Genomic DNA, 16,725 nt, shown 5'->3' with positions numbered 1-16,725 from the left:
AAAAATTAGATTGAAAAAGAGGGGTGGGCAATACTTAAAATCGGGGTAATTTTTTGTGATAACGGCATAAAAAAAGCCGTCAGTAACCTAATACTGACGGCGAATAACTTAAATTGAGTATTAATTAAGACTCCATTCCACTCCTTGCTTGGTGTCTTTGACATTGAAGCCGAGTGCGGCGAGCTTGTCACGGATTAGGTCTGAAGTCGCCCAGTCTTTCTGTTCCTTCGCGTTCTTGCGGATGTCCATCAGCAGGTCTACCGCCCCCTCGAAGGGTTTTATGTCGGCTCCCGCTTCATCGGTGCCTGTCTTGATGCCAAGCAAGTCAACAAGCATTGTGTCGAACAGCAGACGCAGACGGGAGAGATCTTCGGCGTTAAGCTTGGCATTTCCGTCGGTCGCGGAGTTGATTATCTTTCCGGCTTCGAACAATGTGGCGATCACAATCGGAGTGTTCAGGTCATCGTCCATCGCTTCGTATGCCTGCGTCATAAAGTCGGGAACCTCGACAGTCGATTTCTCGGCAGGCAGCAGATTCTGAAGACGGCGGTATATGTCAAGCATCTTCTGCAAAGCCTTTTCCGCAGCCTGAAGAGCATCATTGGAGAAATCTACGGTGCTCCTGTATTGTGCCTGCAGTATGAAAAAGCGTATCACCATCGGTGAGTATGCCTGCGTCAGAAGCGGATGACTGCCTTCGAAGAATTGTTCGAGCGTGATGAAGTTGTTATATGATTTCCCCATCTTTTTCCCTTCGATGGTAATCATATTGTTGTGGATCCAGTAGTTGACGGCTTCGTGTCCCTGAGCCGCCACGCTCTGCGCGATTTCACATTCATGGTGGGGGAACATGAGGTCAAGACCGCCTCCATGTATGTCGAACTTCTCGCCGAGGTATTTCTCACCCATCGTGGAGCACTCAAGATGCCACCCGGGAAACCCTTCGCTCCAGGGGGATGGCCAGTGCATGATGTGTTCAGGAGAAGCCTTTTTCCAAAGGGCGAAATCCATCGGATTACGTTTCTCTTCCTGACCGTCGAGGGCACGGGTCGTGTTCTGGAGGTCTTCTATGTTTCTGCCGGAAAGGATTCCGTATCTGTGGTCTTTGTTATATTTCTCCACATCGAAATATACAGAGCCTTGGCTTTCATAGGCATATCCCGCTTCAAGAATTTTCTTGACATATTCGATCTGTTCGATTATGTGTCCCGATGCATGAGGCTCGATGCTTGGCGGCAATACATTGAGCGCTTCCATATCATGATGGTAGCGGTTCAGGTATAGCTGCACAACCTCCATTGGCTCCAGCTGTTCGAGACGAGCTTTCTTGGCAATCTTGTCTTCACCAGAATCCGCGTCATGCTCAAGATGACCGACATCGGTTATGTTGCGTACATAGCGGACCTTATATCCGAGATGTCGGAGATAACGGAACAGAATGTCGAACGTGATTGCAGGGCGGGCATGTCCGAGATGGGCATCGCCGTAGACTGTCGGTCCGCATACATACATCCCTACATGACCCTCATGCAGGGGCTTGAAGAGCTGTTTCGTGCGTTTCAGCGAGTTGTAGAGAAATAAGTTGTGTTCCATCGTTTGGGTGCTGTTATTGATTGAATCAGTTGTTGGCTATGCCGGGTTTTACATTGCGTGGCATGATTTCTCCGAACTGAGCCTCATACTTCTTGATGTTGTCGGTAAGGGCGAAAAGAAGCTGTTTTGCGTTCTCCGGAGTCATCATTACGCGGCTTACAACAGGAGCCTGGGGCATTCCCGGGGCTGCGAAGATAAAATCGATGAGGAACTCGTTGGGACCATGACCGATCATCGCGAGGTTGGTGTATTTGCCGTCGGCAACTTCCGGACGGAGCTGAATCTGAAGCTGATTTTCTTTATTTTCCATTTTATGTCTGTTTGTAAGTGGAGACGGTTTCGGAGCTGTAAGTGCCGTTGCCGCCTGTGAATTTTTAGATTGATTATAAAACAAAGTTAGCAATTATTTTTTAACTGAGGAAATCCCTGGTGGATTTCTTCTTCCGCGATGATGTGTCCGTCTGCCATGGATATGACGCGGTCGGCGATGGATGTCATCGAGAGGTCGTGGGTAACGATTACGAATGTCTGACCGAGTCTGTCGCGCAGGTCGGCGATGACGTTGCGTATCTCATCGCGGTTTCGGGAGTCGAGGCTGCCTGTCGGTTCATCGGCAAAAATAACCTCGGGGTCATTGATCATAGCTCTCGCGATTGCCGCGCGTTGCCTTTCGCCTCCCGACATTTCGGCAGGTTTGTGATTCTTACGTTCCGACAACCCGAGCATGTCGAGTAGTCCGGAAGCCTTCTGCATGGCCTTTTTCTTCGACATCCCGCCGATCATTGCCGGTAGCGCCACATTCTCGCATGCCGTAAATTCCGGCAACAGCTGATGAAACTGGAATACAAAGCCGATGTTGGTGTTGCGGAAATGCGACAGTTTCTTGTCATTTAGCGCGGCGATATTCTCTCCGTCATAGATGATTTCTCCGGAGTCCGGCCGGTCGAGAGACCCCGCTATCTGAAGCAAAGTCGTTTTCCCGGCTCCGCTCGGTCCCACAATGGTTATGATCTCTCCTTTGCCGATAGTCAGGGAGATGTTGGAAAGCACGGTCAGTGTGCCGTATGATTTGGATATGTTGGAAAGTCGAATCATTATTATTCTATAAGTTTCATTATCACGTGGTTTGCGAGATATATCCCGAAAATGGCGGGTATGGTGATGATTGTGCCGTAGGAACTGCGTTTGTTCTGTTCGTTCAGCTCGATAACCGCTCTGCGTCGGGGAGCCTCTGTACTTGCCACAACTTTAAGGGCATGCCGCATGCCGCTTTTTTTCAGACGTTGCCTCACTGCACGTGCCAGACCGTCTTCCCGTGTTTCCGAAATGTCGAAATATCCGATTTTGGCAGGGTCGGTCCTGCCCCCCGCCCCCATTGAGGAAATTATAGGGATATGGTTTATCAGACAATGAGTTATAACGGCAATTTTCGGAGCAACCGTGTCTATCGCATCAATAACATAATCCACTTGGGTTCCGATCAGTTCCGCGGCATTGTCGGGTGTCACAAATTCTTTTATCGCCATGACCTCTATCTGAGGGTTTATATCCCTGCATCTTTGCCTTAACAGTTCGACTTTGGATTTTCCGATTGTTGATTTAAGCGCGATCAACTGGCGGTTCAGGTTGCTTTCGGCGACATTGTCGGCATCGATGACAATAAGGTTCCCGACACCTGATCTTGCAAGTGTCTCCACGGCATAACCACCTACGCCTCCGGTGCCGATTACCGCGACTTTAGCGTGTGCAAGTCTCTCCGCAGCCACATCTCCGAGAAGACGGCGTGTGCGGGAATCCCAACTATCGTCAGCCGGTGCGATGTCAGGCATCTGCAGGGAGCCAGCTTCCATTGAAACCTGTTTCCTCTATTGTCTTTACCACTTCGGCAGCAATGGCAGCATCATCCGGTATGCCGTGACATTCCAGCACTTTGTCGGCTGATTCCAGTTCCATATTCCATTCCATATCGGGAAAACGAGCGGTCACCGCTCCCATTATAGCAGCCTTGCATCCGCCACATTTGGCATTTGTCTTGAATCTCATAATATATATTTAAATTCGTATGTGATTTTTATTATTTTAATTTTACTCTGTTGAGCCGCAGTGAGTTGGCGACTACGCAAAGAGAAGAGAGAGCCATCGCAGCCGAGGCGAACATCGGCGACAGCAGAAAACCGGTCTTATATAATGCCCCCGCAGCAAGCGGAATACCGATGATGTTATATATAAACGCCCAAAACAGGTTTTCGCGTATAATTCTCAACGTCGATTTTGCCAGTCTCACAGCCTCCGGCAATGATGCGAGTCTGCCTCCGACGAGAGTAATCTTCGCCACATCAATCGCAATGTCCGAGCCTCCGCCCATCGCTACTGATACATCGGCGGCGGCAAGAGCCTGTGAGTCATTGATGCCGTCTCCTGCCATTGCCACAACGTGCCCCTCTTTCTGAAGTTCCTCGACGCGTTGCTGTTTCATGGAGGGGAGTGTCTCAGCGGTAACAGCGGTAATTCCTGCTTTCCCTGCGATATGGCGTGCTGTCGCCTGTCTGTCACCTGTCAATAGCTCTACGTTTATTCCGGCAGACATGAGTTCCTTGACCGCCAAGACCGCATCAACTCTTATTTCATCCTCGACCGCAAAGGCAACAACCGGCTTGCAGTTGCAAACTGCCACAACCACTCCCGCACCCTGACCGAGCAAATCATCAATTTTATTCCTGAATCCCATGTCTTCAGATTTTTCAGACAGGGATGCCGGACCTATTTCCATGTTCATGCCATTGCTGCGGCATTTTATTCCGAAACCGGGGATGTATTCGTAAGATTCGGGACGTGCAGGTTCAATATCCTGTTTTCTGATACCGGAGGCAATCGCACCGGCAAGTGGATGGATACTTTCATTCTCGGCTCCGTATACAGACGAAAGTATTAGTCTGCGCAAAGCAGTATCATTGGCTGATGAGTCCCATATGATTTCCCGCAATTCTGGTTTTCCTTCTGTCAGAGTCCCTGTCTTGTCAATCAGGAGAGTATCCACTTTGGCAAGAAGCTCAAGGGCAGTGGCATCTTTGACGAGAATGCCCGATCGGGCGCCGCGTCCGATACCCACCATCACTGCCATGGGAGTGGCGAGACCTAACGCNCATGGACACGCGATGACAAGCACCGACACCGCGCATACGAGTCCGACAGGAAGGTAATCTTTCCCGAGTGTTGTCCATATAAGAAGGGTGACAAGTGCTATTGCCATAATAGAGGGAACAAACACCGCAGCCACCTTGTCGACAAGTTTCTGCACTGGTGCCTTTGAACCCTGGGCTTCTTTTACGGCCCTGATTATTCTTGACAGTTCCGTCTGAGAACCGACTTTTACAGCTTTCACCCTTATACTGCCTGCATTGACTATTGTTCCGGCGCTTACAGCATCTCCCGTTTCCTTTTCGACTCCGATGGATTCTCCCGTCAGCATGGATTCATCGACAGAAGCGTTTCCCCCGGTCACATATCCGTCTACTGGAACCCTGTCTCCTTGTCTGACAATGAGTGTATCGTCAATACTTATCTGCGAGACGGGTACAGTTCTGGTCTTGCCGTCGGACAATTCCAAAAGGGCTTCGTCAGGTTGCATGCCCATAAGAGCCTTTATTGCCATGCCGGTTGAGTGTCTGCTGCGCAATTCGAGGAGTTTGCCGGTAAGTACAAACGCGATTATCATAGCCGCTCCTTCATAATAAAGTTCCGCGCTTATGTCTCTTGATGTCAGAACCTCAGGGAAGATAGTGTTGAACACGCTGAAGATAAAGCTGACGGCAGTCGAGATTGCCACGAGACTGTCCATGTTGGGGGATTTGGCTCTCAATGCTTTTAATCCGCGGAGGTAGAAACCGTTACCGCAGTAAAGCATGACAACGAGAGTTAGTGACATGTATATCCATGCTTCTGCAGCAAAATGTATATGCGACATGCAGAGGACAGAGAGTGGAACTGTAATGACCCATGCCAGTATCACTTTGCGTTTCATCTCTTTGTATGCTGCCTCCTCATGCTCTTCTTTCTCTTTTACAGCCTGTTCCTCGGATTCTGAAACAATCATTTCATATCCGGCTCCCTTTACAGCTTCCGCTATGACGCGGGGAGATGTCAGGTCTGGATTCCAGTCTATAGTCGCAGAGTTGGTTGCAAAATTCACGTCTGCTGTCATGACACCCGGACATCCCGATATCGCCTTGCTGACAGTGCCGGCGCATACCGCACACATCATGCCGGTCACGGGAAAAGTCTCATGTCTTATTTCATTCTTATTCGCCATTGGGCAGGATAAAGATTATTGGCACGGTTGCCGAGATTCTTAACTATTCCTAAAGGTGTGCCTTTATATATAACCACAACATACCCTTTCGGGATTTCGCGATCAAGGATAATCGCCTCGTGTCTGAGATAAGAAAGAGCCGTTTTTTCATCAACTTCCGCTTCGGGCAGACTGCCTCTTTTCTTGGGGCTTGATAAAACAAATTCAGTGATCGGAACTGTGTCGCGCCCTTTTGTGGTTGTCAAGGGGATGCCGTCGGCTATTATTCTGACCTTTCCCCCAAGCATATCGGCAAGACTTTTCCCTTTTCTGATGCCGGAAACCGGGAAATCACCCTCTTTTCTCAGCACGCATAGAAACAGACCCTCGCCATGAGTCATATGTGGCATGAACCGCAGGCAGGGGTATGTTGTCGCAATCCCTTTCCCGATCCCCCATTCATCGGGGAGGTCAAGGTCAACAGGAGCCATCTCCAGCTCTTCTACGAGATAACGTACATTCTCTTCGTTTTCAAGCCGGTTGAACGTGCATGTCGAATATATAAGGAATCCCCCCGGTCTGAGAGCTGCGAACGCATTGTCAAGAATCTCTCTCTGCAGCGATGCGCATTGTCTCTGTAGTCCTTCGTTCCATTGAGTCACTGCCATTTCCTCTTTGCGCATCATTCCCTCGCCCGAGCAGGGAGCATCCACGGCAATGATGTCGAATAATTCTCCTGCGGCTGCGAAACGGTCGGTGGGAGAGTTGGTGATGATAATCTCAGGGTATCCCCATTTCATCAGGTTCTCTTTGAGAGCCGCAGCTCTGGCACCGACAAATTCATTGGCAACAACCCTTGTCCCGTCAGGAAGTGCGTTGATCATCGATGTTGTCTTTCCTCCTGGAGCTGCACAGAGGTCGAGCACATTGAGAGTGCATCCTGTGTCAAGAGCCATAGGGGCAATCTTTTCTATAACCGTTTCATAAATCATGGAAGATGCATCCTGCACATAGAACACACCGGCATGAATGAGCGGATTAAGTGTGAATACAGGACGTTCGGGAAGGTAAAATCCGCTGCCGCACCATTTTACCTTTGTCAGACCGTCGTATCCGAAGGTGCCCGGGGAAGCGGTCTTTCTCCTGTTTATCTTTATAGATACAGCCGGAGGTTGTTTCATAGCCGCGAGAAAATCGCCGGATTTCTCTCCAAGCAATTCCTGCATCTGTAATATAAATCTATCGGGCAATTCCATCATCTGCTTGTTTCATTTTAACTACAAAGGTAGTTTAATCCGAATGCACCGGGAGTGCAATTAACAAAATTAACAAAAAATGGAGATATTGGTGATAGACGAGTATAAGAAAATTATTAAATTTGTATTATGAAACAAGAAGCGGCATTATATCTTATACCTGTAAACATCAGTGACGCTCCGTTGGAGAATGTGATTCCGACCGGAAATCTTCAGCTTGTGAAGAGTCTGCGCCATCTGATTGTGGAAAATGTGCGCACTGCACGTCGTTTCCTGAAACGCTGGGACAAGACATTCGACATAGATTCCATATCATTCCATGAGCTTAACGGTCATACCGATCTTTCCGAGGTTAGTGAATGGCTTGAGCCGTTGCGTCATGGGGAAGCGATGGGTGTGATGAGTGAAGCCGGTTGTCCGGCTGTCGCCGACCCCGGTGCATTGCCGGTGGAAATCGCGCAGCGCGAAGGGCTGAAGGTTATTCCGCTTGTCGGTCCGTCAAGTATTCTGATGTCCTTGATGGCATCGGGTTTCAATGGTCAGGGATTCGCATTCAATGGCTATCTCCCGATTGATGAAAAGGAACGGAGTCGTACGATTCGCGAGCTTGAAAACGAGTCGCAGAATAAAAACCGTACACAGATATTTATAGAGACACCTTACCGCAACAACAGCATGATTCGTTTCCTTAGCGAGAATCTTCGTCCAGACACCATGCTTTGCGTCGCATGCGACATAACGGATACTGACCGGGAATCAGTGGTGACCCGTCAGGCGTCATCGTGGAAAAACTGCCGGGAGAATTATGACAAACGCCCGGCGATATTTCTTATATACAGAGGTGGCGACGCGGTTCTGGGCAACAGAAAAGGAGGGAGAAGGCATGTGCGCTAAGAAGATACGTTTCTATGGTCATCCCCAGCTTCCGTTCGAGGAGTGGGAGCCATCTTATGTTGACCAAGGCAAAGTGAATCCCGGGCAATCCGGCTATACCGATCTTGACATAACACCTGCGGATCTGGCAGCAGACAAAGTTTCTGAACGCAATCTGCATTTTATCTCTCTCGGCTCCGGCTCAAGCGGCAACTGTTGCTATATAGGAAGCAAGAGAGGCGGTATACTTATCGATGCCGGTGTCAAGACAGAGGATGTGGTGAGAATGCTTTCATCCAACGGCATCTCGATGAACTCTGTGAAGGCACTCCTGCTTACTCATGATCATTCGGATCATGTCAGATATGCATATAATATAGTGCGAAATCACAAACATATACGCATTTTCTGCACAAACAGGGTGCTCGGCGGGATATTGCGCCGTCACAGCATATCCAAACGTATCAAGGAATATCACAATCCGGTATTCAAGGAGATACCGTTCAGGATACTGGATTTCGAGATAACCGCTTTTGAGGTTCCCCACGACGGTACTGACAACATGGGTTTCTCGATAGAGTTCGACAATCGGCATTTCGTGCTTGCAACGGACCTTGGTGCTGTCACAGATCGTGCCCGTTATTACATGAGCCGTGCAAATTACCTTGTGATCGAGGCGAATTATGATCTTCAGATGCTGAAATACGGACCTTATCCGGAATATCTCAAGGCGAGAATTCAGACAGACAACGGGCATATGGACAATGAGGCTACCGGCGCATTTCTTAAGGAAATAGTCAATCCGGATCTTAAATATGTGTTTTTATGCCATTTGTCGAAAGACAACAATACCCCCTCCAAGGCTCTCAAAGCGGTAAGGGATGCGTTGGAAAGTGCCGGAAAGGTTGTGGGCAACGCGTCCGAAAGCATTCTTGACCGTAAGGCGGATATTCAGCTCATGGCGCTTCCGAGATTTGAGTCATCGCGCCTGTTTGTCTTCAGAGGGGTGGTGTCTTAGTGGCTATTATGCTCATAAGCGGTCCTTCGAGACCGTTTGGCGCCACTGCGGCGCGTGTTTCTATTCTCAGATATACACCATCTATATCGTATACAACCAACTGGGTCTCCTCGTCATCATCGAATTCCTCTGTCTCAATTATATTTTCAGGCGAGAGATTCAGGCTTGATGCGAGATAGCTTTCGAGATCATCGGGAAGTAGGTCTCCGAGATATACGTTGCGTATTACGGCTGTAGTAGGAGAAATCACATCCACATCCCAGCTTCCCGGAGTGCCCTGGATGTCAGTATACAATGGATGCCCCTCGCCGTCGGTGAGTATTCCTTCGAAATTATAATCGAGGGTGTCGAGAGGTTCTCCTACGCGTAATGCATCGGTAATGCTGCGGACGGTCATGGCGATGTCGTTGTCGGCATGATATTCATCTGCATATAAAGATATGGAATCCTCTGCCTTCTGTTCCGGCGCAGAGGTTTTTCGGCAAGCTGACATGTTGGCTATCAAGCAACATGCGATGCTGAAGATAACTGCAAACTTATGTTTAGACTGGCTCATTATACCATTTCAACAAATGACGGTGCAAATTTATTCAATGTTTTTGAAATATCATTAAAAATCTTAAAAAATATTAATAAATGGCAAGAAAATGCATTCTGTCAAGATGTAATTAAACTTTGGAAACAAATAAGCAAGGGTGCGGAACCAAATTCCGCACCCTTGCTTATTTGTTTCCAAAGTTCGGGACGAGGTTATTTTGTAACTCTCTCAAGCCAGTTGACCATGGCGAACATGACGCCCATGGAGACTACGCACACTGAGAGGAATACTGTCCAGGCAACCCATATGGGGCATGCGTTGTAGATAAGCGGACCGATCCAGAGGAGAAGGTTGCCTACAGCTGTGGCGCCAAGCCACAGACCCTGGCACAGACCCTGAAGGTGTTTAGGCGCTACTTTTGATACGAACGAAAGTCCAAGCGGAGATATGAACAGTTCCGCTACAGTCAGGAAGAAGTAGAGAACAAACAGAACCCATGGACCAGTCTTGAGACCTTCGGCAACTGCGGGAGCAAGTTCTTTGAACTCGTTTGCCGACGGATAACCCTTGACTGCGGAGAATATTACAAGGAAAAGATAAGCAATTCCTGCAAGACCCATGCCGATGGCGATTTTCTTGGGTGTGGAGATCTCTTTGCCTCTTTTGGCGAGCAGTGAGAATACCCACATGACCACCGGTGTCAGGATTATCACATAGAATGGATTGAGAGCCTGCCAGATTTCAGGCTGTACGGAGTCTGTGCGCACGAAGTCTCGGGCAAAGAGAGAGAGGGATGTGCCGTTCTGATGGAATGAGAACCAGAAGAAGATTGCGATGCCGAGCACTGCGAAAAGCGCGTACATACGCTGCTTGATTTCTTTTGCCATGCGGGCTTTCTCTTCGGCGGTGTATTGCACGCTCTCTGTCTTACCTTTCTTGGCGGGAGAAGGAAGCCCGCTCTTTGTTGCAAGGAAGATGGCGAGGGAGATAAGCATTGCTGCCACTGAAGCTATGAAGCTGTAGTGGATACCGGTATTGAACACATCCAGATATTGGGTGCAGAAACCTGCTACATCCTGCATGTTGCCTCCCATTTCTGTGATAAGGGCATAGAGGTTGTCGGCATTCTGCTGGTTCATGTTGTCGCTTAGGCTGAGGTATTCATGACAAAGGGCGGGGAGCGATGCGTTGTATGCAAGGTTGTGCACTCCGAGCCACCATGAGCGGAGAATCGGGGCAATAAAGGGGGCGAGCACACCTCCGATGTTGATGAATACATAGAAGATCTGGAAACCGGAGTCGCGTTGTGCGGCGTAGCGCGGATTGTCATACAGCTGACCGACTATCGCCTGTAGGTTTCCTTTAAAGAGACCGTTGCCGAACGCTATGAGGAAGAGCGCCACGCAGGTCAGTGTCAGAAGCCATGTGGTGTTTTCCGGAGTGGCAAGGATTGGCACGGCGAGAACCACATACCCGATGGTCATTACCATAAGGCCGGAGATGATTGTGCCTTTGTAGTTCTGGGTGCGGTCAGCGATGAGACCGCCGACGAGACTCAGGATGTAGATTCCTGCATAAAAACATGAGTAGACAATGGCACTTGTCTCCTCTTTCAGACCGAACTTCGAGCATAGGAAAAGCACAAGCACGGCGTTCATGATGTAATAGCCGAACCGTTCGCCCATGTTGGAAAGGGCAGCGGGGATAAGGCCTTTGGGTTGGTTCTTGAACATGTGTTTCGTATTAGGTTTGAATAAAAAAATTATTTGCTTGTATCGAGCATTTTATATGCCTTGGCGTAATTGTGGATCTGTTTTACCATTGCCACAAGACCGTTTGACCGTGTGGGCGACAGATGTTCCTTGAGTCCTATTTTGTCAATAAAATATAGATCGGCATCAAGTATCTCATCGGGAGTGCGGTCGTTAAGCACCCTCATGAGCAGGGCAACAATACCTTTCACAATCAGAGCGTCTGAGTCCGCTTCGAAGCGGATTTTGCTGTCGGCTTCGCGATTGGCGGAAATCCAGACTCTGCTCTGGCATCCTTCTATCAGGTTTTGCGGAGTTTTCTCCGATTCCGGATATTCAGGGAGGGTGTTGCCGAGATCTATAATATATGCATAACGGTCCATCCAGTCGGTCAGACCCTCGAATTCTTCTATTATCTCGTCTTGCGTTTCGTTTACACTCATTGCTTTATGTGCTTTAGGAAGCTGTCTGGACAGTTTCTAATGTTGAATTTTCTCCAAAGTTAATAATTTTTAGAAAATCATAAAATATTTATGATAAAAAAGGGAGGATATTTGTTATATCAAAAGAAAAGAATTAACTTTGCACCCGAAATCAGAACGACGGCATGCCGTCAGAAAGGGTCTTTTTTTTCCGGATCGCAGAAAGGGACGCGATGCCGAATCGAGAAAAAGGATTCTTTATTTTTTTAATCCCATTCCGTAACCTGACATGCGTGTGACGGTTCGGTAAGCGGATAGCGGATGCATTACCTGCATCCCTTTAATTTGTTAACATTAAAATAGATATATTTATGGCAACTTATCTGACCCAAGAGGGGTATAATAAAAAGATGGAGGAACTCTCGGCTCTTGAGGCGCAGCGTCCTGCCATCAAGCAGGCAATCGCCGAGGCCCGTGACAAGGGTGACCTCTCCGAGAATGCCGAGTATGACGCAGCAAAGGAGGCGCAGGGTATGCTTGAGATGAAGATATCCAAGCTTAAGGAGCTTATCGCCGGTGCTCGTATTATAGATGACAGTAAACTGAATACCGAGGAGGTTCAGATTCTCAACAAGGTCACTATCCGTAATGACAAGGGTATGACCATGTGCTATACGATTGTTACTGAAAGCGAGGCTAATCTCCGTGAATTCAAGATCGCTTCAAACACTCCGATTGCGCAGGCTTTGCTCGGACATAAGGTGGGAGATCACGTAAAAGTGAACGCTCCAGTCGGTGTGATTGATTTCGAGATAATCAAAATCGAGGTGTGATGACTATCTTCTCAAGAATAATCGCAGGTGAGATTCCCTGCTATAAGATAGCTGAAAACGATAGTTTTTTCGCTTTTATGGATATAAATCCCGTAAACTGGGGGCATACGCTTGTGGTTCCCAAGAAAGAGACGGATTATATCTTCGATATGGATGATGACGAGCTGGGAGACATGATGGTTTTTGCCAAGAAAGTGGCAAAGGCAATCAAGGCTGCGATTCCGTGTCGCAAGGTCGGAGTTACTGTGCTTGGACTTGAAGTGCCTCACGCCCATATTCACCTGGTTCCATTGCAGAAAGAGGGTGATATGGATTTCAGATGCAAGATTTCCGATCCGGATCCTGCAAGGATGAAAGAACTTGCTGAGGCGATTTCTTCTAATGTGGAATTGTAAGAAAACAGGCATTTGTTTGTGCTAAAATTGAAGAGGCATCGGAAACGATGCTTCTTTTTTTGTTAATAATTATGTATATTTGCGTGTAAATCGAATATTATATGGATAATTTCACATTTTGCTCCCCGACGGAGTTTATATTTGGTCGCGACACACAGAAAGAAGTCGGTAAGGCTCTGAAACGTTATGGCGCTGAGAAAGTAATGATAGTGTATGGCAGCGCGCGAATTCGAGAAAACGGTCTGTTGAATGAGATCGAGGATTCCATGCGTGCCGAAAAAATAGAGTTTTGTGAGTTCGGCGGTATTGCCCCAAATCCTACTGCCGAGAGCGTTTATGCAGGAATTGCCAAGGCTGTTGAGGAAGGCGTCGATTTTCTTCTTGCAGTTGGTGGCGGTTCTCCGATCGATGCCGCCAAAGGAATTGCTCTGGGGGCTGTGACTGCGGAAGATTTCTGGGATTTTTATGACGGAAAGGCAAAGCCGTTTGCCGCGCTCCCCGTAGGAGTGGTGCTGACCATTCCTGCAGCTGGCAGTGAGGGAAGCGGAAATTCCGTAATAACCAACGAAAAGACTCATCAGAAAATATCTGTAAGATATCCTGATCTGCTTCGTCCGCGGTTCTCGATCATGAATCCTGAACTTACATATTCTCTGCCATGGTTTCAGACGGCGTGTGGCATCGTAGACATGATGGCGCATATTTATGAACGCTATTTCTCCAACACTCCCGAAACCCAGCTTGTCGATGCTTATTCGGAGGCGATCTTGCGTGATGTGATGGATCAGGCGCTTACACTCAAACTCGATGGTGAGAATTACGCGGCAAGAGCGGATGTGATGTGGGCGGGAATGCTCGCGCACAACGGACTCTGCGGCGTCGGAAAGGTCGAAGACTGGTCTTCACATCGGCTTGAGCATGAGATTTCGGCGTTTTATGATGTCGCTCACGGAGCAGGTCTGGCAGTTATGATTCCGGCGTGGATGACATTTTGTGCTCGTCGCAATCCTGACAAGCTCTGGAGATTCGCAATCAATGTCATGTCGGTTGACCCGTCGGGCAAGGATACGGAGGAGATCATAGACGAGGGCATAAGCGAACTTAAGAATTTCTATCATGACCTCGGTCTGACAACAAATCTCAGAGAACTTGTAGGAAAAGAGCCGGACATAGATATGATGGTTAAATCTCTTAATCGCAACATGGGAGATACGCTCGGAACCTATGTGCCGCTTTCAATGGAAGACTGTAAAGAGATCTACCGTCTCGCACTGGAAGGGTGATTCGCCTTGACGGATCATATGAATTGATGTATTATGGAAATCAGGATTGATAATTTCATAAAGATATATGAACGTAGCTTCATAGAGAACTGGGATCTCCCCGCCTTGACCAATTATGTTAGCCGCAAGACACTGACTTACGGAGACATGGCAACTGTAATCGCCCGCATACACCTCTTTTATGAGTCTGCGGGAATCAGGCAGGGCGCGAAAATAGCCATATGCGGCAAGGATTCTCCGGAATGGGTGCTGCTGTATATTGCCACAGTCACTTACGGTGCAGTCGTAGTGCCGATATTGTCGGAGTTCAACCCTGTGGACATTACGCATATTGTGAATCATTCCGGGGCGGAGTTGCTTTTCGTATCCTCAAATATCTGGGAACATATGGAACCGGAACGTCTGCTGAAGGTGAAAGGCGTCATGGGTCTTGAAGACAGGGATATTCTTTATGAGAAAAGGGGAGAGGAGCTTTCGCGGAGTCTGCATATGCTTAGGCGTAAGTTTAGAAAATTATATCCGTCGGGTTACCGTTCGCAAGACATCCGCTATGCGGACAGAGACAATTCCGAGGTCGTGGAAATCAATTATACGTCGGGAACAACGGGTTTTTCGAAAGGGGTGATGTTGACCGGTGAGAATCTTGCGGGTAATGTGTGTTTCGGACGCGACACTCAGTTGCATTTCCGCAGTTCGCGTGCGCTGTCTTTTTTACCGCTTGCCCATGCCTACGGTTGCGCGTTCGACATGCTGACCCCTCTTGCCGTGGGGTCACATGTCACTCTGCTATGTAAGACTCCCTCTCCGCGCATACTTCTGAAAGCATTGTCGGAAGTGAAGCCAAATCTTGTGATATGTGTGCCTCTGATTCTTGAAAAAATATATAAGAACCAGATTCTTCCGATGATATCAAAGGGGGCGGTGCGCTGGACTCTTGCCGTGCCCCTGCTTGATAGCTTCATATATTCCAAGATTCGCAAGAAACTTGTGGATGCTTTCGGCGGAGAGTTCGAGGAAGTTATTGTAGGAGGTGCGCCGCTAAACCATGAAGTGGAGGAGTTCCTGCACAAAATCAAGTTCCCGTTTACTGTCGGATACGGCATGACGGAGTGTGGTCCGTTGATCTCATATACACCGTGGCGTGAGTTTATTCCGGGCAGTTCCGGGCGTACTCTGCCTATTATGGAGTCCCGTATCCTTTCTGAGGATCCTGAAAATATCCCCGGTGAGATATGTGTGCGCGGAACCAATGTGATGAAAGGGTATTATAAGAACCCTGCGGCAACGCGTCAGGTGATGGAGGATGGCTGGCTGAAGAGCGGAGATATGGGTACGCGCTCGGCAGATGGCACACTCTTCTTGCGCGGACGCTCCAAGACAATGATACTCTCCGCCTCCGGGCAGAATATCTATCCGGAAGAGATAGAGGCAAAACTTAACAATATGCCTTTTGTCGCAGAGAGTCTTGTGGTTGAGCGAGACGGAAAACTGGTAGGTCTTGTATATCCGGATTATGACGCGCTTGACCGGTTTGATGTGTCTGTTGTGGATATGGAGTCCAAGCTGGATGATATACGCACTGAACTCAACAAACTTGTGGCTCCATATGAGAGGATATCAAAAATCATTCTCATGCCCAATGAGTTTGAAAAGACTCCGAAACGGTCAATCAAACGTTTTCTCTATACTGCCAAATGAACCCTTCATAAGTGCGGTTGTTATAGAATCATGAGGAAAATGTGTGCGTTCCCGGTTTCGGTCAGGAATCCGCATGTCCGGTTTTATCTGTAGCCCTATAGACAGCGATAGATAAAATGTCAGAAGTCCGTAATATAAACTATACATTTAATCATTCGATATTATTATGAAAAAGGTATTTATGACATTGGCGATAGCCGCAGCGGCTATCGGTTCGTTGACATCTTGCGGCTCCAAGGCTGCACGCGAAGGAAGTGATGAAGGAGAGGCATTGAAAGCCAAGATCGAGAATTGCACAGATCCTGACAGCCTTAAGATATATGTCGAGCAGGCTCAGACTTATGCTCAGAAACTTGAAGCGGAAGGAAAAGGTGAGGAGGCAGAGGCTTATCTGAACAAGATAGTGCCCGTAGTGCAGAAGAAAGATCCTTCTGTCGCCACTTATTTCGAAGAGCTTAAGACTAAAGCCGGCGAAGAGGTGACAGAGGCAAAAGAGGCTGTCGACAGCGTTGCCGGTGCTGTGAAAGATAAAAGCGCGGCGGTAGTCGACAGTGTGAAGAATGCAGGCGCCAATGCCGTTGAGGGTGTAAAGAAAGCCGGTTCTGACGCAGTGGAGGCAGCAAAAGAAAAGAGTGCCGCGGCTGTTCAGAAAGGGAAAGAGAAAGTTTCCGACGCCGCCCAGCAGGGTGCCGATAAAGTGAAGGATTTATTGAAATAGCAAATGTTTGATATATAAAACAATGGGATTTCGGTTTAACCGAAATCCCATTGTTATAT

17 protein-coding genes are annotated in these 16,725 nt (G+C 48.2%); 7 read left to right on the top strand and 10 right to left on the bottom strand.

What is annotated here, in order from left to right; translation table 11 throughout:
• Positions 1-120 precede the first annotated feature (120 nt).
• From cysS to JX312_RS01960, 7 genes are all read right to left on the bottom strand, one after another.
• Positions 121-1,593: a cysteine--tRNA ligase gene (gene cysS, locus JX312_RS01990; RefSeq protein ID WP_123403682.1), complete on the bottom strand. Its 1,473-nt coding sequence runs from the start codon at positions 1,591-1,593 to the stop codon at positions 121-123.
• Positions 1,594-1,618: 25 nt separating this feature from the next.
• On the bottom strand, positions 1,619-1,903 hold the full coding sequence (locus JX312_RS01985; RefSeq protein ID WP_123403779.1) for a DUF3467 domain-containing protein: 285 nt from the start codon (positions 1,901-1,903) through the stop codon (positions 1,619-1,621).
• An 86-nt stretch (positions 1,904-1,989) separates the two neighbouring features.
• A complete protein-coding gene (locus tag JX312_RS01980; RefSeq protein ID WP_124029863.1) occupies positions 1,990-2,688 on the bottom strand; it encodes an ABC transporter ATP-binding protein in 699 nt (232 codons plus the stop codon).
• A gap of 2 nt (positions 2,689-2,690) precedes the next feature.
• Positions 2,691-3,443, bottom strand: coding sequence for a ThiF family adenylyltransferase (locus JX312_RS01975; RefSeq protein ID WP_239653771.1), 753 nt, complete (start codon positions 3,441-3,443; stop codon positions 2,691-2,693).
• Positions 3,415-3,636 carry a heavy metal transport/detoxification protein gene (locus tag JX312_RS01970; protein WP_123403676.1) on the bottom strand — a complete coding sequence of 74 codons (222 nt, stop codon included), beginning with the start codon at positions 3,634-3,636 and terminating at the stop codon, positions 3,415-3,417. The genes JX312_RS01975 and JX312_RS01970 overlap by 29 nt, the downstream gene beginning before the upstream one ends.
• Before the next feature lie 31 nt (positions 3,637-3,667).
• A complete protein-coding gene (locus tag JX312_RS01965) occupies positions 3,668-5,902 on the bottom strand; it encodes a cation-translocating P-type ATPase (protein ID WP_204456830.1) in 2,235 nt (744 codons plus the stop codon).
• On the bottom strand, positions 5,881-7,140 hold the full coding sequence (locus JX312_RS01960; protein ID WP_204456829.1) for an RsmB/NOP family class I SAM-dependent RNA methyltransferase: 1,260 nt from the start codon (positions 7,138-7,140) through the stop codon (positions 5,881-5,883). Before JX312_RS01960 ends, JX312_RS01965 begins: the two co-directional genes overlap by 22 nt.
• Before the next feature lie 126 nt (positions 7,141-7,266).
• On the opposite strand from JX312_RS01960, the gene JX312_RS01955 reads away from it, so the two are divergent.
• Both JX312_RS01955 and JX312_RS01950 read left to right on the top strand, forming a co-directional pair.
• Positions 7,267-8,031 carry an SAM-dependent methyltransferase gene (locus JX312_RS01955; RefSeq protein WP_204456827.1) on the top strand — a complete coding sequence of 255 codons (765 nt, stop codon included), beginning with the start codon at positions 7,267-7,269 and terminating at the stop codon, positions 8,029-8,031.
• Positions 7,943-9,028: an MBL fold metallo-hydrolase gene (locus JX312_RS01950; RefSeq protein WP_204456825.1), complete on the top strand. Its 1,086-nt coding sequence runs from the start codon at positions 7,943-7,945 to the stop codon at positions 9,026-9,028. Before JX312_RS01955 ends, JX312_RS01950 begins: the two co-directional genes overlap by 89 nt.
• Here JX312_RS01950 and JX312_RS01945 read toward each other — a convergent pair.
• The 3 genes from JX312_RS01945 to JX312_RS01935 all read right to left on the bottom strand — a co-directional run bounded on the left by JX312_RS01945 (position 9,009) and on the right by JX312_RS01935 (position 11,760).
• Positions 9,009-9,521 carry a hypothetical protein gene (locus tag JX312_RS01945; RefSeq protein WP_204456823.1) on the bottom strand — a complete coding sequence of 171 codons (513 nt, stop codon included), beginning with the start codon at positions 9,519-9,521 and terminating at the stop codon, positions 9,009-9,011. The genes JX312_RS01950 and JX312_RS01945 overlap by 20 nt on opposite strands.
• A 257-nt stretch (positions 9,522-9,778) precedes the next feature.
• Positions 9,779-11,299 (bottom strand): peptide MFS transporter, encoded by a 1,521-nt coding sequence (locus JX312_RS01940; protein ID WP_128707574.1) that lies wholly within the window; start codon positions 11,297-11,299, stop codon positions 9,779-9,781.
• Between the two features lie 29 nt (positions 11,300-11,328).
• On the bottom strand, positions 11,329-11,760 hold the full coding sequence (locus JX312_RS01935; protein ID WP_123403662.1) for a SufE family protein: 432 nt from the start codon (positions 11,758-11,760) through the stop codon (positions 11,329-11,331).
• 350 nt (positions 11,761-12,110) lie between these two features.
• Between JX312_RS01935 and greA the strand changes: the two genes are divergently transcribed.
• The 5 genes from greA to JX312_RS01910 all read left to right on the top strand — a co-directional run bounded on the left by greA (position 12,111) and on the right by JX312_RS01910 (position 16,666).
• Positions 12,111-12,572 (top strand): transcription elongation factor GreA, encoded by a 462-nt coding sequence (greA, locus tag JX312_RS01930; RefSeq protein ID WP_123403660.1) that lies wholly within the window; start codon positions 12,111-12,113, stop codon positions 12,570-12,572.
• On the top strand, positions 12,569-12,967 hold the full coding sequence (locus JX312_RS01925; RefSeq protein ID WP_204456822.1) for an HIT family protein: 399 nt from the start codon (positions 12,569-12,571) through the stop codon (positions 12,965-12,967). The genes greA and JX312_RS01925 overlap by 4 nt, the downstream gene beginning before the upstream one ends.
• Positions 12,968-13,068: 101 nt before the next feature.
• Positions 13,069-14,250, top strand: coding sequence for an iron-containing alcohol dehydrogenase (locus JX312_RS01920; RefSeq protein WP_123403656.1), 1,182 nt, complete (start codon positions 13,069-13,071; stop codon positions 14,248-14,250).
• Between the two features lie 33 nt (positions 14,251-14,283).
• The gene (locus JX312_RS01915; RefSeq protein WP_370541468.1) at positions 14,284-15,948 is read left to right on the top strand and encodes an AMP-binding protein; all 1,665 of its coding nucleotides are present in this window, start codon (positions 14,284-14,286) and stop codon (positions 15,946-15,948) included.
• 166 nt (positions 15,949-16,114) lie between these two features.
• Positions 16,115-16,666, top strand: coding sequence for a hypothetical protein (locus JX312_RS01910; RefSeq protein WP_123403654.1), 552 nt, complete (start codon positions 16,115-16,117; stop codon positions 16,664-16,666).
• Positions 16,667-16,725: the final 59 nt, after the last annotated feature.

The organism is Barnesiella sp. CU968 (assembly GCF_905219685.1).
Taxonomy (GTDB): Bacteria; Bacteroidota; Bacteroidia; order Bacteroidales; family Muribaculaceae; genus Lepagella; species Lepagella muris_A.
Note: the sequence above shows the minus strand (reverse complement) of the source record. Positions and strands in the feature narration are given on the sequence as shown.

Excerpts from the sequence above, each read along its gene's own strand:
- cysS (WP_123403682.1), bottom strand. The coding sequence starts at position 1,593 with ATGGAACACAACTTATTTCTCTACAACTCGCTGAAACGCACGAAACAG.
- JX312_RS01985 (WP_123403779.1), bottom strand. The coding sequence starts at position 1,903 with ATGGAAAATAAAGAAAATCAGCTTCAGATTCAGCTCCGTCCGGAAGTT.
- JX312_RS01980 (WP_124029863.1), bottom strand. The coding sequence starts at position 2,688 with ATGATTCGACTTTCCAACATATCCAAATCATACGGCACACTGACCGTG.
- JX312_RS01975 (WP_239653771.1), bottom strand. The coding sequence starts at position 3,443 with ATGGAAGCTGGCTCCCTGCAGATGCCTGACATCGCACCGGCTGACGAT.
- JX312_RS01970 (WP_123403676.1), bottom strand. The coding sequence starts at position 3,636 with ATGAGATTCAAGACAAATGCCAAATGTGGCGGATGCAAGGCTGCTATA.
- JX312_RS01960 (WP_204456829.1), bottom strand. The coding sequence starts at position 7,140 with ATGATGGAATTGCCCGATAGATTTATATTACAGATGCAGGAATTGCTT.
- JX312_RS01955 (WP_204456827.1), top strand. The coding sequence starts at position 7,267 with ATGAAACAAGAAGCGGCATTATATCTTATACCTGTAAACATCAGTGAC.
- JX312_RS01950 (WP_204456825.1), top strand. The coding sequence starts at position 7,943 with ATGACAAACGCCCGGCGATATTTCTTATATACAGAGGTGGCGACGCGG.
- JX312_RS01945 (WP_204456823.1), bottom strand. The coding sequence starts at position 9,521 with ATGTCAGCTTGCCGAAAAACCTCTGCGCCGGAACAGAAGGCAGAGGAT.
- JX312_RS01940 (WP_128707574.1), bottom strand. The coding sequence starts at position 11,299 with ATGTTCAAGAACCAACCCAAAGGCCTTATCCCCGCTGCCCTTTCCAAC.
- JX312_RS01935 (WP_123403662.1), bottom strand. The coding sequence starts at position 11,760 with ATGAGTGTAAACGAAACGCAAGACGAGATAATAGAAGAATTCGAGGGT.
- greA (WP_123403660.1), top strand. The coding sequence starts at position 12,111 with ATGGCAACTTATCTGACCCAAGAGGGGTATAATAAAAAGATGGAGGAA.
- JX312_RS01920 (WP_123403656.1), top strand. The coding sequence starts at position 13,069 with ATGGATAATTTCACATTTTGCTCCCCGACGGAGTTTATATTTGGTCGC.
- JX312_RS01915 (WP_370541468.1), top strand. The coding sequence starts at position 14,284 with ATGGAAATCAGGATTGATAATTTCATAAAGATATATGAACGTAGCTTC.
- JX312_RS01910 (WP_123403654.1), top strand. The coding sequence starts at position 16,115 with ATGAAAAAGGTATTTATGACATTGGCGATAGCCGCAGCGGCTATCGGT.